Origin of the sequence: Myroides gitamensis (assembly GCF_029894455.1) — a bacterium.
Lineage (GTDB): Bacteria > Bacteroidota > Bacteroidia > Flavobacteriales > Flavobacteriaceae > Flavobacterium > Flavobacterium odoratum.
The window spans coordinates 2,839,358-2,852,976 of record NZ_JARYHN010000001.1; the positions used below are offsets into that span (position 1 = coordinate 2,839,358).

Here is a 13,619-nt window from a genome sequence, read left to right on the forward strand (position 1 = left end):
AATCAACCACTTTATGAAACACCTTTTTGCAATTAGTCTTTTTGTTGGACTTCATTGCACCTTTAGTTCTCCGCTTCAAGCGAGTGAAGCTAAAAGCGCTTGGAATGAAAACCTTATTCCTTTACTTCAAGCGACTTCGGATACCGTTTTTATTGATTTAAAAAACGATCCAGATTTTAAATTTGTCAATAATTTACGTTGGTTTCAAGACCCTGAATTATCTCTTTTTGGGATCAAAACAAAAACAGGAGAATTGTTTATTGAACCTTTGTTTCATCAAATAGAATCTTTTGTTGATAATGTTTCTATTGTAACCTTTGAAGGGTATCAAGGGGCAATTAATGACAAAGGAGAAGTTGTCATTCCTTACATCTATGAAGAATTACAAACGAGTAGTGAGGAGCGAATCGCTTATTATGAAGGAGGTTTATGGGGATTTTTCTCCACCACTGGAGATAAAGTAATTCCCGCTTCGTATGAGTTTGTCGGTAATTTCTCAGAGGGACTTGCATTAGCCTCTAAAGACAATTTATTCGGTTATATCAATAACCGAGGTAAAGTTATGATTCCCTTTCAATACGAGTATGCTAGTAATTTTGAAAATGGACAAGCACAAGTGGAAGTGAAATTCCGCGCTTTTACCATTAATAAAAAAGGAATGAAAATATCGGATTAAGGGAAACAATGTAGGGGCAAATGGCAATTTGCCCATGAATCTGAATGGTAATTGGAAAGAAGGTGAGGCGATGAGATTGGTGAGACGATGAGATTGGTGAGATTGGTGAGATTGGTGAGATTGGTAAGACGGTGAGATTGGTGAAGTCCCTTACCTCTTAACCCTTAACCCCTTACCCTTACCCCCTACCTCACAAAAAACAAACCTAAATAGAAAATGGGAGAAGGAAATCAGAACGGAGTATACTCTTTTCTAATTTCTCTTCTCCCATCTTCAATAAACAACTAACTCAAACATCCGTATAGTTTACAGCCCATCAAACTTTATTCCTAAAGTGAACCATCTACCAGGCATTGGCACAGCGCCCGCCTCAATATAGGTTGTATCAAATATATTCTGAGCATCTATATAGAACTTTAGCTTATCCAAGGCATAGTTCAGACGAATATCCGTAATCCAATAACTCTTATACGTCAATCGTTCGTTGAATCGATTCGCTAAGGTTATACTAAACTTATCATGCGTATAGTTTACAGTTCCCACGACTTGGTGTTTTAAACTTTCTAAAGAATATTTAGAGAGCATCCCTGCTTCTGCTGATTTATTTTCAATCGTTGGAGACAAGTACGTATATGAAAGTCCTAAATTCCAGATATCCACCTCATCACCCAAGCGATAACGCAAGGCAGTATTGACTCCTTTTGTTTTATTCTTAGACGCATTATACGGTTGGTAGGGTTGATTCATATCCACGCGAATCCAATCTACGAAGTCATCAATATCGCGGTAGAAGACAAAAGCTTCCGCCTGAAAGCGATCCTTTCTATACTTCCCTCCCACCTCAACTTGATACGCTTTCTCTGGGGTTAAATCTGGATTTCCGACATTACCTGGACGTTGATCTAAGTATAAATCCGTAAACGAAGGAATTCTACTAGCCGTTCCAGCGTTAAACGTAGCTTGCCAATTCGGGTTAAAGTTATAACTCGCATCAATTCCTGGGAAAAACTCCCATCCATATTTTGTATTATAATTGACATAAGCGCCAATATTAACATCTAACTTTTCGAACCAATCGCGTTGAAAAGCAGCAAAGAATCCGTAATTACTTTTACTATGATCCCCAATGTTGGTTGAATTAATTTCTTCATAACGCATTTCACCTCCAAATGTAAATTTCCCATAATCTGCGGTATATTCTCCATTGACATTTGAGGTAATTGCATGCGTATAATGTCTACTTCTTGCAACATCCAAACGCTGGCGATAATAGCGATAATCATCAAAATTATAGCGATACGCTACACTAGGCATCAACGTCAAACGATCAGATAAATAATGGCGAGAACTCAAGTTCAACATAGTCGTACTGACAATTTCTTTCGATTCTTTATCTCCTGGTGCGGCATAAAAACCATTTGCACCAAAAGAACTATTCGCATGTCCGGCCAAAATCATGATCGCATTTTGATCATTGGGAACAATATTTCCTTGATAAAATACTTTGTTGTTGTGGTAAGCCGTGTTGTAGCGGTACCCATTTCCTGAATCATGACTAGCGAATAGCAAGTGATTATCTTTGGCTCGTACTAGCGTCCCCCCTACTTGAACCCCTCGGTTATTATAGGTTTCATTGTGATCCCCATCTTTGTCTTTTTTAAAGCTCGTACCTCCGTACATAGCTGCAAAGACTCCATCCTTCTTTGGGTTTTTCGTCACGATATTCACCACGCCAGTCAAGCTATTTACCCCATACAAGCGTGCTGAAGGTCCACGTACAATTTCAATGCGTTCTACAGCCTCTAATGGAATCGGAATATTCAGTGAATTGTGTCCCGTTTGTGGATCCGAAATCTTTTGCCCATTCAACAACAAAACATTCTGCTCAAAACTTCCGCCATCAATACTCAAATCCGCTTGTGTTCCATTAGGTCCACGTTGTCTCAAGTCCACCCCAGCCACAAAACTCAATAACTCATTAACTGAACTCACCGGTAATTGCTTGATTTGATCCTGTCCAACGACCGTAATATTTCTATTCTTTAAAGTACTTGGAAGCTGTAATCGCTGATTGTAAATTACAATTTCTTCCATATTATCCTCAACCGTTGTGGTGCTTTTTTCTTGTGCATAACCAGCTACAGATAAAAAGCTACAAAGCGTTAAGGCTACATAAAATTGACGTTTCATAAGTATTCAATATTCATTTGTATGCTGCAAATGTAGGAGAGGATTCCAATTCATTTCTAGTCCGGTTTAAAGATACAAAACAGACCGGTTTTAAACTTTCTGAAAAAAATATTTTATTTCTTTCATTTTAGGACTTCCGCATCAACTCAAACAACAATCATATCTTAAATGTAAATTATTTTCATTATTTTTGGTTTATAATCTTGCTATATGATTAAGAAATTAGTACTCCCAACCGTATTGCTTACTTGTGTGCTTTCCTCTTGTGGTGAGCGAAGCAAGCAAGCCATGCGAGTCGTCTATGGTGAACAATGAAGTGGTTGAGGCTTTGAATGAAGTTCCCAACATCCAATTTGATTCCCTACAAACCAGTGCACTTCAAGAAGAAGTTCGTCTTTTTTACAAGACCAATGACTACCATTTAGGCTGGTTTAATGCTGCTAACAGACAGCAACTCTTAGAAAGTGTTCGCGATCTCCAGAATGATGGAATCAAAATTGCGTCGAAAGAAATACACCAACTCGTAGATTTAGATGCGACGTATGAACAACTCAATGAAACAGATAAAATTCAAGCGGATTTTTTATTTTCTACGATGTATGTCAATACGTTAGACAACCTATTCAACGGAAGTGTTAGAGCTAAGCGTTTATATGGGGATTGGGAAATAACCCCAAAGCCATTAAATACCAGTGCCACGATGCTTTTGGCCTTAGAGCATGAAAATGTTGCATTAACCTATGACAGTATTCGAACCAAACAACCAGTATACACCCAATTAAGGAAAAAACTATCTGCTTACTATGCGTTGGGAAAAAGACAGTTTAAAACCGTTTAAACAAGGTAAAATTAACGATACGATTCCGGAGCTTGTTGCCGTTAAAAAACACTTGATTTTCTTAAATCAATTGGCGGATAGCATGCAAACCGATGCAATTTACAATCAAGCGACAGCTCAATCCATTAAGGCCTTTCAAACCCAGAAGAAACTCAGTGTTACGGGCTTTACCGATACGAAAACCATTGAGGCTATGTTGCGCGATGAAAATGCTTTAAAAGAAAAAATTATCGTCAATTTAGAACGTTGGCGTTGGTTTCCGAGAGAATTTTCATCCAATTATATTTTGGTGAATATTCCCGCCTATAGTTTAGTTTCAGTGTCCAATCAAGATACAATTCGACAACACAAAGTTGTTGTAGGAACAGCTGCGCGTAAAACACCAATTTTAAGCTCAACCTTGACAACTGTTGTATTGAACCCGACTTGGACTGTACCACCAACCATCAAGAAAAATGATTTGGTACCAAAAGCGAGTAACGATTTATCTTATTTTTCAAGGTTGAATTTTACGATTTACAACAGCCAAGGAAAAGTAGTTACTCCCGAAAACTGGGATGCGAGTAAAGGGACTTCCTACCGTTATGTACAAAAAGGTGGACCAGGGAATACGTTGGGGCGTGTCAAGTTTCTATTTCAAAACAACCATGCGGTTTATCTCCACGATACACCAAGTCAATGGGGGTTTGCACGCAACGACAGAAATCTGAGTTCGGGATGTGTACGTGTACAAGATCCTTTTGATTTAACCAGTTATATTTTTGAACTAGCAGCTCCAGATCTTACGAAAGAGGAAGTTGATAAGATTATTGCTTCTCAAGACACCAAGAGTATCAAGGTAAGTGAAAATCCAATTGATGTTCATTTGTTGTACTGGACGGTACAAGTAGATACACAGGGGAAGTTCACCTATTTCAAAGATATCTATAAGTATGACGAAGAGCTTTACAAGCGTTTAAATAAATAAAAAATCTCCTTATATATAAAAATAGCCTCTGATATCAGGGGCTATTTTTTATATCTTTTATTTTACCAACTGAAAAGTTCCTTGAATAAAATTTGAGCTTCGCTTTCCTTGGCTGCTTGTTTCATCCGCATAACTTAGAAAAGCATCAACACTTCCTTTTTGCATATCGATAACCTGACTAACTGTTAAGCCATCGCGTTCAATCCAGTTTATAAAAAACAGGTGATCTCCTATTTTCTTATAACTCATTGTTTCCGTTCCTTCTGAAACTACTCCCTCTGCATTCGTTGTTTTCCAATGCAATTGATTTTCTGATAAATACGTTACCTCTGCTTTAAAATCAGGGTAAGTTAATATTCCCTTTTGTCCAATTAGCCCACCATGATCTTGTATTGATTGCGTCTGAGTAGCCTCACTTGTTTGATTGGATTCTGCTCCTTTTGTTGTTGAATCTCCTTGTTTGCAAGACAAGAGCAACAAAGGAGTTGCAAGTAAACATAAACTGATTTTTTTCATCGCTTTAATTTTTTTTAAGTAATACTATCGTTTGTACTACAGTGCATCACATGCAATCCCAACTTGTAGCACACTTAAAAGTAACAAAAAGTAGGCCTGTTTGTATTAAAAAATTTGATTTATTTTAAAACAAAAATGTCCAACGCACCAGAGTACGTTGGACATTTTTAGCAACTATTCGTTGAATCCTATGCTATTAGATTAAATATTTTGATTGTTTTAAATAATCTTGTTGTGTAGAGTAAATAAATAAACAAGACTCCTCTTTAATTAATTCGATTAATTCTTTGTTTACTTCATTTGGAACAGCAGGGCAACCATAACTTCTACCTAAACGACCTTGTTTTAAGGCTAAGGCTGGAGAGGCATAATCTGCGCCATGTACAACAATCGCACGAGTACGTGCATTGTCATTGATTCCTTTTTCCAATCCGTCTAAACGCATAGAAAAGCCATTGCTTCCTTGATACGTTTCTCCAGTTTTATAGAACCCTAAACTACTCATGTGAGAATTGATTCGATTTGAAAAAGCAGTTGCAAACTCATCCCCTGTTCTTTTGCCATGGGCAACAACAGATTCTAGTAGCACTGTATTTTTTTCCATATCAATCACCCATAATCTTTTTTGTGTAGAAGAAACACTAAAATCAACAATGGTCAATTTACTATTTTTGATTAACCCTTCTTCTTGCATTTTAAAATAGCCTTTCAGTGCCATAGTAAATACTTTTTCAGAAGGAGCATTAAACGCTTTTAAATCTAACGTATGAAAAAGAGTATTTGCTTTTAGTGCAAAACTTTCTTCTGCGGTTAATTCCGTTTTTTCTACTGTTTCTGTTTTTTCTGTTATATCAGCATCCAATTGAATGGATGAACTATCAAATTGAATTGAATTCTTGGCAATACCTGCACCAACTAATACCAAAGCCGCCGAAGCCACTATCCACTGCTTATAATTCATTGTATTATCTTTAAAAAAGGGGTTATTTTTAATTACGAAGTCGTAAAAATAAAAAAATATTTTTACCAAACAAATGATAATCACCAAAGTAAGGCTATAATTATGTTTTTTTTGTACATTCTTTGCGAATTGAGCTTTTTTCGTAGCCTAAAATCACAATTTCCTTAAATCCTCAAAAGTCAACAGCGAAAAGCGTATTTTTTTTAAATAAAGTGCAGGAATCTCCCCTTAAAAAGTAGAACTTAAAAATACAATCTGTAAATTTGTATAAGGAATAATTCAAACGACAAAAACACACAACGATGAATAAGAAAGTAATTTTAATGATATTAGATGGCTGGGGGAAAACACAAGATCCTAAAGTTTCAGCCATCGCACATGCTCAGACTCCTTTTATTGACAGCCTATATACCCAATACCCGAATACGTATGTATTAACGGACGGATTAAATGTAGGATTACCAGCAGGTCAGATGGGAAATTCTGAAGTAGGTCATATGAACTTAGGTGCAGGTCGAATTGTGTATCAAGATTTGGTCAAAATCAATATGGCGGTTGAAAACAAAACGATTGCGCATGAACCTGCTTTGCAAGCGGCTTTTGCCTATGCAAAAGAAAACCACAAGAAAGTTCACTTTCTAGGTTTACTTTCAGATGGGGGTGTGCATTCACATGAAAAACACTTGTATGGTTTACTTGACGCTGCAGTGGATTATGGCCTACAAGATTTATTTGTTCATGCTTTTACAGATGGACGTGATGTAGACCCGAAATCGGGAGTGAAACACATTGCTAAATTAGAAGAACACATTGCCTATTCTCCAGTTCAATTGGCTTCTGTCATTGGGCGTTATTACGCTATGGATCGCGACAAACGTTGGGAGAGAGTAGCAAAAGCCTATCATTTATTGGTAGAAGGAAAGGGAATTCACTCTACAGATGCAGTAAAAAGCATCGAAGCAAGTTACGTGAATCAAATTACAGATGAATTCATTGAACCTATCGTGATGGTTGATGAAGACAATCATCCTGTTGGTAAAATTGCAGCCGATGATGTGGTTATCTTTTTTAACTTCCGTACAGATCGTGGGCGTGAATTAACCCATGTGCTATCACAAGATAATTTCCCTGAATACGAAATGAAAGCCTTGCCTTTGTATTTTGTAACCTTAACCAACTATGATGATACCTTTAGACGTGTGCATGTGGTATACGACAAAGAGAATTTACATCATACGCTTGGAGAAATTATCGCTCAACACGGTAAAAAACAAATTCGCATTGCCGAAACGGAGAAATATCCACACGTAACCTTTTTCTTTTCAGGCGGTAGAGAATTGCCTTTCGAAGGAGAGCAACGCATTTTATGTCCTTCGCCTAAAGTGGCAACCTATGATTTGCAACCCGAAATGAGCGCTTATGATTTAAAAGATGCTTTAATTCCAGAATTGCAAAAAGGAGAAGTTGACTTTGTGTGTTTAAACTTTGCCAATGGAGATATGGTTGGACATACTGGAGTAATGGAAGCAGCAATTAAAGCTTGTGAGGCAGTAGATCAATGTGCCAAAGAAGTAATTGAAGCAGCTTTAGCGAATAATTACACGACTATCGTATTAGCCGATCACGGAAACTGTGAAACCATGCTAAACGAAGACGGTAGTCCGAATACAGCACACACCACGAATCCAGTGCCAATTATTCTAGTTGATAAAGACATCAAAACCATCAACCACGGTGTTTTAGGAGATATTGCCCCAACGATTTTAAAATTAATGGGATTACCTCAACCTGAAGAAATGACGAGACAATCTTTGGTTTAATACTTAAATCAAACAACAACATAAAAACAGCGCTTTGTAAAAATACAAAGCGCTGTTTTTTTATAATTAATTCGCTATATTCGTTTGACTTAACACCGACCAATCAACCCATGAAATATAAATTACTCGCGTTAGCAGGTCTTGCACTATTGTGCAGCTCTTGTATAACGATATATGGAGTCGCCAGTGATTATAAAAAATTAGATCCAGCACTCCACCCCTATCTTGCAACTTATGAAGAAGGAAAAGACACCCTACACAATCGCGTCTATGCCATAACAGGAGAACAAATCCGTCAACAAATGGAACAACACGATAAAATTCTGGTTTACACCTTCGCGAATAGCTGTGTAGGATCTACTTGTTATCCTTTAGCAACTTTTAAACGCTGGGCAGATGAGAATGGATATAAACTGTTCTTGGTTACTACAGGGTATGGTGCCCTAGGTACCACATTGAGTCAACAAATTGACCTACCACTCTATGTAGTCAACTACAAAGCATATAATACCAATATGCACGGAAAATGCAATAATCGTTTTTTGATGGATTTACTTCAAAACGAACCCAATCCAAAAGCAATTGTAAAAGGCAAATACGCGAGTTTATATGCTTTTGAAAAGGGTAAACTCACGCAAATTTCCGGTGATTTACTACAACTTGAACCGAAATTTATTCAACTATAATACAAAAGAAGAGGCTTTTTATCGCCTCTTTTTTATTGTTTTTATCTATACTTCTATTTTTTTATTCCATAGGAATCACTTACAATACCGCATAGTTCCACCTACCTTTACTTTAAACAAATACAAAGTAGATCATGAAAATAACAGCCTTAACCTTAGAAACAGCAAACCTAAATAACATCGTTCATTTTTATCAACATACCTTAGGTTTAGCACTTACAGCACAAACACAAAACGAAGTTCACTTTCAAGCAGGTGACACCAAATTAATTTTTCAAGAGAAAAAAGACAGCTCTGCTTTTTATCACCTTGCGTTTAATATTGCTACGAATCACCTAGCGCAGGCTATTGCTTGGGCAGAGGCGCATAACCTTGAACTACTTCCTTCTCCGAAAGCCGAAGTTATTACCTATTTCGATGCTTGGAAAGCGCAATCGATTTACTTTTGGGACTTGAACGGAAATTTGCTCGAATTCATTGCGAGAGAAGATATTCAAACGGTACTCGATCAACCTTTTTCACCAAAAGAAATGTTGAATATTAGCGAAATCGGTATTGTAACTGCCCAACCGATGCAAACAGCAGAAGGGATTATGCAACAAACGGGATTACAGTATTTCGACAAAGCGCAACCTTTACCTGAATTCTGTGCGATTGGCGACGATGAAGGGTTACTTATCTTCGTCACCCCCGAAAGAAACTGGTATCCGACTGCAATAAAAGCCCAACCAGGCAATGCGGCGATTCAGTTAGAAGTCAATGCTAATTCTTATACCATTCAGGCTTCAGATTGGAAATAAGCCAATTATTTTGCTGTTCAACAACATAGAACTTCTTTATTTCTAAAATTCCATTTTCATCCATTTTTTAGATTCAAAGGAATACCGTAATTTTGTAGTTCTTAAATCAATAAAGTATGATCATTCCAAAAACTCTAGAACAAATTGAGTTGATGAGACAAAGTGCCCTTTTAGTTTCTAAAACATTAGGGATGCTTGCAACAGAGCTAAAGCCAGGAGTAACGACTTTAGAATTAGATAAAAAAGCAGAAGAATTTATCAGAGATCACGGTGCAGTACCGGGATTCAAAGGATTATATGGATGTCCTTCTACTATTTTGACTAGTGTAAACGAGCAAATTGTACATGGACTACCAACAGATAAACCCATTATAGAAGGTGATATCGTATCGATTGACTGTGGAACAGTTATGAATGGATATTATGGTGACCATGCCTATACCTTTGAAGTAGGTGAAGTTGCACCTGAAACAAAGCGTTTATTGCAAATCACCAAAGAATCGCTTTACGTTGGGATTCGCGAATTCAAATTGGGTAACCGCGTAGAAGATGTAGGAAGTGCTATTCAGCGTTATTGCGAAAAAGAAGGCTATACGGTAGTACGTGAATTAGTAGGTCACGGACTAGGAACAAAAATGCACGAAGCTCCTGAGATGCCAAATTACGGTAAACCAGGAAGAGGAAAGAAATTCGTTGAAGGTATGGTTGTTGCGATTGAACCTATGATTAACTTAGGAACAAGAAACATCAAACAACTGAATGACGGATGGACTATCGTTACGCGTGATGGAAAACCATCTGCACACTTTGAGCACGATGTGGCTTTAGTGAATGGTAAACCAGAATTGTTATCTACGTTCCAATACATTTACCAAGCCTTGGGAATCCAAAGCAATGAAGAAGATGAGTTTAGAGCTAATCCTTTAGTTTTATAATTCACTTCCACTAATGAAGAAACTTTTCAAAACAATACTGAACATTATACCTCGACCGATTTTAATTCGGTTGAGTTATCTTGTTCGACCTATTTTTGCCTGGTACCTCAAAGGTGATCGCTATACAGATCCTATTGATGGCAAAAGTTTTAAAAGTTTTTTACCTTATGGCTATGCCAAACAGCGAAACAACGTACTTTCTCCAAGCACATTGTCTTTAGAAAGGCATCGTTTGTTATGGCTGTACTTACAAAGAGAAACCGATTTTTTCACGGCTCCACATCAGGTCTTGCACTTTGCCCCTGAACAAGCCTTTTATAAGCGCTTTAAAAAACAGGCCAATTTAACGTATACTACGACAGATTTAGAGTCGCCTTTAGCAGATGTCAAAGCAGATATCTGTCACTTACCTTTTGCGGATCATTCATTTGATATAATCTTGTGTAATCACGTATTGGAACACATTCCCGATGATACCAAAGCCATGCAAGAATTATATCGCATCCTAAAACCTGGCGGTATGGGCATTTTTCAAGTCCCTCAAGACTTGAATAGAGCAACTACTTTTCAAGATGACAGTATCACAGACCCCAAAGAGCGCACCTTGCTGTTTGGTCAATACGATCACGTTCGCGTTTATGGAACAGATTATTTTGATAAACTGCGTCAAATTGGTTTTACGGTTATTGAAGAGGATTACACCCATCGACTTACCCCAGCCGAAGTGGAAAAATATTGTTTAGCAGCGGGAGAAATAATCCCAGTTTGTTTCAAACCACTGTAAACCTTCCTTTCTCATTCTATCGCTTTTCCGTATATTCGTACAACTATTATTCGTTTACGTATTTTAACTATGATTACGACCGTACTTTTTGATATGGATGGCGTTTTAATTGATTCTGAAAAATTTTGGCAACAAGCAGAAAGAGAAGTTTTTACTGCAGTTGGTTGTCAATGGAGTGAAGCAATAGCCCATCAAACCACTGGACAAACCACAAGAGCAGTAACTGAACTTTGGTATCGTTTATTTCCTTGGACTAGCCATTCACTCGAAGAAGTAGAACAAGCCGTTATTGACCGAGTAGATGAACTAGTTCGCCAAGAAGGAGAAATCAAAAGAGGAGTTTTAGCCACCTTAACCTTTTTACAAGCCCAAGGGATTAAAATTGGTTTAGCGACAAACTCTACGCCTTCATTGATCCAAACTGTTTTAACGCGATTGGATATTCATTCCTTTTTTCAAACGACGGTATCTGCATTGGATGTTCCTCAGGGCAAACCCGCTCCTGATGTGTATCTACAAGCCGCACAAAATCTAAACAGTCAACCAGAGCATTGCCTTGTTGTTGAGGATTCTTTTACAGGAGCTACAGCAGGTAAAAATGCAGGAATGACCGTCTTTGTGGTTCCTGAATTGGAGTTTTACGATGACCCTAAATTTAATTTAGCAGATAGAAAGCTATTTAATTTAGAGGAATTTGAAGAAAATTTCTTAGCTTTAAATTACGTAACCCCTTAATAGATCATCGCTCATGTTGAACGTAAAATGGCTTTTTATTTTCTTTTTTTGCACGTTGCTTACTCAAGCACAGTCAACACAGGATTATACTGCCAACTACATCAAAATGGCTGCTTTCATGAATAATGATCAAGCTGTCACTCCTTTCTTTCCCTTAAATGAGAGTTTTGCACTCGAATTTGACGATTTGTATGGAGATGAAGGAAATTACTACTACCGTGTTCAGGCTTATAATTACGATTGGACCCCTTCTCAATTGAGACCGATTGAATATATCAAGGGAATGGACAATCAACGCATCCAGCAGTACAACACTTCATTCAATACGTTGCAGATGTACACGCATTACAAGTTGACCATCCCTAACTCCATGTATCGCATTACCAAAAGCGGTAACTACATCTTAGAGATTTACGATGAAGATAATCAAGTAGTCATCCGACGTAAATTTGTCTTGTATGAAAATACAGTTGGTGTGGGAGCACAAGTAAAAAGAGCAAGAGATTTAACCTATATCGATACGAAACAATCTTTAGAACTGACCATTAAATTAGGGGATCAAACGTATCAAAATCCAACAGCGAATATCAAAGTAGCGTTGTTCCAAAATGGTCGTTGGGATTCATATATTACCAAAGTTCCCCCTCAATATACCATTGGTACAGATTTGATTTACAAATACGACAAGGAGACTAGTTTTTGGGGAGGTAACCAATTCCGCTATTTTGACAATAGTGATTTAAAACAAGCCAACAACATGATTTACTTCAATGGGAAGGAAAATGACATGTATAAAACGACACTTTATCCGATTACAGGATGGTTGGACAAGAAATATTCTTACTATCCCGATATCAATGGCTCGTTTAGAGTGCGCAATATCTATGGAAAAAAGGCGGCAATTGAAGCAGAATACAGCTGGGTATATTTCACCTTTCAACCTGTAGCTGAGGATAAAAACGAGGTGTATTTTGTTACGGGAATGTTCAACAATTATGAATTAACCTCAGAGCATCAGTTGACCTACAATCCAGAAACGGATCGTTTTGAGAAAGCCATTCTCATCAAACAAGGATTCACCAATTACAACATTACAGCCGTTGTAAAAGGTAAGGTTAGCACCGAGCACAACCCAGACGGGAATCACGCTTTGACCACAAATAAATATCAAGTTTTAGTATATTATAAAGGAAATACTGATTTATATGATCGTGTTATCGGTTTTGCAGAAGCAAATGCAGAACAGATTACGTACTAAAAATAAAAAGGAACAGCATTATGGTATCAAAACAAACCAAAGGAGTAAATGTAACAGTAGAAACACTGTATGAAGGTTTTTTTCAACGAAGTAATAGCATGCAATTTGCTTTTAGTTATGAAATTACCATCGAAAACCAGAGCGATTCTACGATTCAGATCCACTCGCGTCATTGGGAAATTTACGATTCACTCAATGCCAAAGAAATTGTAGAAGGATTGGGTGTTGTAGGGGAGCAACCCCTTATTTTACCCAATGAAACCTACACCTATAGCAGTGGTTGTGTATTGACCTCTACTTCTGGAGCGATGCATGGATATTACAACGTCATTCGCACAGAAAATCAAGAAATGATTACGGTTGAAATTCCCTTCTTTAAACTCGTAGCGCCCTTTATTTTAAATTAGACGCTTTAAGTTAAACTAGTGTGTAATAACCTGTAATTCGAGTAAA

14 protein-coding genes are annotated in these 13,619 nt (G+C 37.4%); 11 read left to right on the plus strand and 3 right to left on the minus strand.

Features of this window, described 5'->3' with window-relative positions; all coding sequences use genetic code 11:
* Nucleotides 1–13: 13 nt before the first annotated feature.
* Nucleotides 14–676, plus strand: a complete 663-nt coding sequence (locus tag M2306_RS12525) for a WG repeat-containing protein (protein ID WP_259187699.1) — start codon at nt 14–16, stop codon at nt 674–676.
* Between the two features lie 306 nt (nt 677–982).
* Here the strand turns inward: M2306_RS12525 and M2306_RS12530 are convergent, their stop codons facing one another.
* On the minus strand, nt 983–2,866 hold the full coding sequence (locus M2306_RS12530; protein WP_259187698.1) for a TonB-dependent receptor plug domain-containing protein: 1,884 nt from the start codon (nt 2,864–2,866) through the stop codon (nt 983–985).
* Between the two features lie 301 nt (nt 2,867–3,167).
* Between M2306_RS12530 and M2306_RS12535 the strand changes: the two genes are divergently transcribed.
* Together M2306_RS12535 and M2306_RS12540 are read left to right on the plus strand one after the other, a co-directional pair.
* Nucleotides 3,168–3,704 carry a L,D-transpeptidase scaffold domain-containing protein gene (locus M2306_RS12535; protein ID WP_498882877.1) on the plus strand — a complete coding sequence of 179 codons (537 nt, stop codon included), beginning with the start codon at nt 3,168–3,170 and terminating at the stop codon, nt 3,702–3,704.
* Entirely contained in the window at nt 3,670–4,671 is a 1,002-nt protein-coding gene (locus M2306_RS12540; protein ID WP_498882878.1) for a L,D-transpeptidase family protein, read from the plus strand. Before M2306_RS12535 ends, M2306_RS12540 begins: the two co-directional genes overlap by 35 nt.
* A 57-nt stretch (nt 4,672–4,728) precedes the next feature.
* Here M2306_RS12540 and M2306_RS12545 read toward each other — a convergent pair whose 3' ends face one another.
* Together M2306_RS12545 and M2306_RS12550 are read right to left on the minus strand one after the other, a co-directional pair.
* On the minus strand, nt 4,729–5,187 hold the full coding sequence (locus tag M2306_RS12545; RefSeq protein ID WP_259187696.1) for a MoaF-related domain-containing protein: 459 nt from the start codon (nt 5,185–5,187) through the stop codon (nt 4,729–4,731).
* 196 nt (nt 5,188–5,383) lie between these two features.
* The gene (locus M2306_RS12550) at nt 5,384–6,148 is read right to left on the minus strand and encodes a murein L,D-transpeptidase catalytic domain family protein (protein ID WP_115092376.1); all 765 of its coding nucleotides are present in this window, start codon (nt 6,146–6,148) and stop codon (nt 5,384–5,386) included.
* A 302-nt stretch (nt 6,149–6,450) separates the two neighbouring features.
* Here M2306_RS12550 and gpmI point away from each other — a divergent pair, with 302 nt between their 5' ends.
* The 8 genes from gpmI (at nt 6,451) to apaG (ending at nt 13,573) form a co-directional block, all read left to right on the plus strand.
* Nucleotides 6,451–7,968: a 2,3-bisphosphoglycerate-independent phosphoglycerate mutase gene (gene gpmI / locus M2306_RS12555; protein ID WP_115092375.1), complete on the plus strand. Its 1,518-nt coding sequence runs from the start codon at nt 6,451–6,453 to the stop codon at nt 7,966–7,968.
* Between the two features lie 110 nt (nt 7,969–8,078).
* Nucleotides 8,079–8,654 (plus strand): hypothetical protein, encoded by a 576-nt coding sequence (locus M2306_RS12560; protein ID WP_259187695.1) that lies wholly within the window; start codon nt 8,079–8,081, stop codon nt 8,652–8,654.
* A 134-nt stretch (nt 8,655–8,788) separates the two neighbouring features.
* Nucleotides 8,789–9,454, plus strand: coding sequence for a VOC family protein (locus M2306_RS12565; protein ID WP_259187694.1), 666 nt, complete (start codon nt 8,789–8,791; stop codon nt 9,452–9,454).
* 116 nt (nt 9,455–9,570) lie between these two features.
* The gene (gene map, locus M2306_RS12570) at nt 9,571–10,389 is read left to right on the plus strand and encodes a type I methionyl aminopeptidase (RefSeq protein ID WP_002989643.1); all 819 of its coding nucleotides are present in this window, start codon (nt 9,571–9,573) and stop codon (nt 10,387–10,389) included.
* A gap of 13 nt (nt 10,390–10,402) precedes the next feature.
* Nucleotides 10,403–11,173, plus strand: coding sequence for a class I SAM-dependent methyltransferase (locus tag M2306_RS12575; protein WP_259187693.1), 771 nt, complete (start codon nt 10,403–10,405; stop codon nt 11,171–11,173).
* A gap of 69 nt (nt 11,174–11,242) precedes the next feature.
* A complete protein-coding gene (gene hxpB / locus M2306_RS12580) occupies nt 11,243–11,908 on the plus strand; it encodes a hexitol phosphatase HxpB (RefSeq protein WP_259187692.1) in 666 nt (221 codons plus the stop codon).
* A 13-nt stretch (nt 11,909–11,921) separates the two neighbouring features.
* Nucleotides 11,922–13,166 carry a type IX secretion system plug protein gene (locus M2306_RS12585; RefSeq protein ID WP_115092369.1) on the plus strand — a complete coding sequence of 415 codons (1,245 nt, stop codon included), beginning with the start codon at nt 11,922–11,924 and terminating at the stop codon, nt 13,164–13,166.
* A 20-nt stretch (nt 13,167–13,186) separates the two neighbouring features.
* Nucleotides 13,187–13,573, plus strand: coding sequence for a Co2+/Mg2+ efflux facilitator ApaG/CorD (gene apaG, locus M2306_RS12590; RefSeq protein ID WP_002989631.1), 387 nt, complete (start codon nt 13,187–13,189; stop codon nt 13,571–13,573).
* Nucleotides 13,574–13,619: the final 46 nt, after the last annotated feature.

Coding starts and splice junctions, on each gene's coding strand:
- M2306_RS12525 (WP_259187699.1), top strand. CDS start 14: ATGAAACACCTTTTTGCAATTAGTCTTTTTGTTGGACTTCATTGCACC.
- M2306_RS12530 (WP_259187698.1), bottom strand. CDS start 2,866: ATGAAACGTCAATTTTATGTAGCCTTAACGCTTTGTAGCTTTTTATCT.
- M2306_RS12535 (WP_498882877.1), top strand. CDS start 3,168: ATGGTGAACAATGAAGTGGTTGAGGCTTTGAATGAAGTTCCCAACATC.
- M2306_RS12540 (WP_498882878.1), top strand. CDS start 3,670: ATGCGTTGGGAAAAAGACAGTTTAAAACCGTTTAAACAAGGTAAAATT.
- M2306_RS12545 (WP_259187696.1), bottom strand. CDS start 5,187: ATGAAAAAAATCAGTTTATGTTTACTTGCAACTCCTTTGTTGCTCTTG.
- M2306_RS12550 (WP_115092376.1), bottom strand. CDS start 6,148: ATGAATTATAAGCAGTGGATAGTGGCTTCGGCGGCTTTGGTATTAGTT.
- gpmI (WP_115092375.1), top strand. CDS start 6,451: ATGAATAAGAAAGTAATTTTAATGATATTAGATGGCTGGGGGAAAACA.
- M2306_RS12560 (WP_259187695.1), top strand. CDS start 8,079: ATGAAATATAAATTACTCGCGTTAGCAGGTCTTGCACTATTGTGCAGC.
- M2306_RS12565 (WP_259187694.1), top strand. CDS start 8,789: ATGAAAATAACAGCCTTAACCTTAGAAACAGCAAACCTAAATAACATC.
- map (WP_002989643.1), top strand. CDS start 9,571: ATGATCATTCCAAAAACTCTAGAACAAATTGAGTTGATGAGACAAAGT.
- M2306_RS12575 (WP_259187693.1), top strand. CDS start 10,403: ATGAAGAAACTTTTCAAAACAATACTGAACATTATACCTCGACCGATT.
- hxpB (WP_259187692.1), top strand. CDS start 11,243: ATGATTACGACCGTACTTTTTGATATGGATGGCGTTTTAATTGATTCT.
- M2306_RS12585 (WP_115092369.1), top strand. CDS start 11,922: ATGTTGAACGTAAAATGGCTTTTTATTTTCTTTTTTTGCACGTTGCTT.
- apaG (WP_002989631.1), top strand. CDS start 13,187: ATGGTATCAAAACAAACCAAAGGAGTAAATGTAACAGTAGAAACACTG.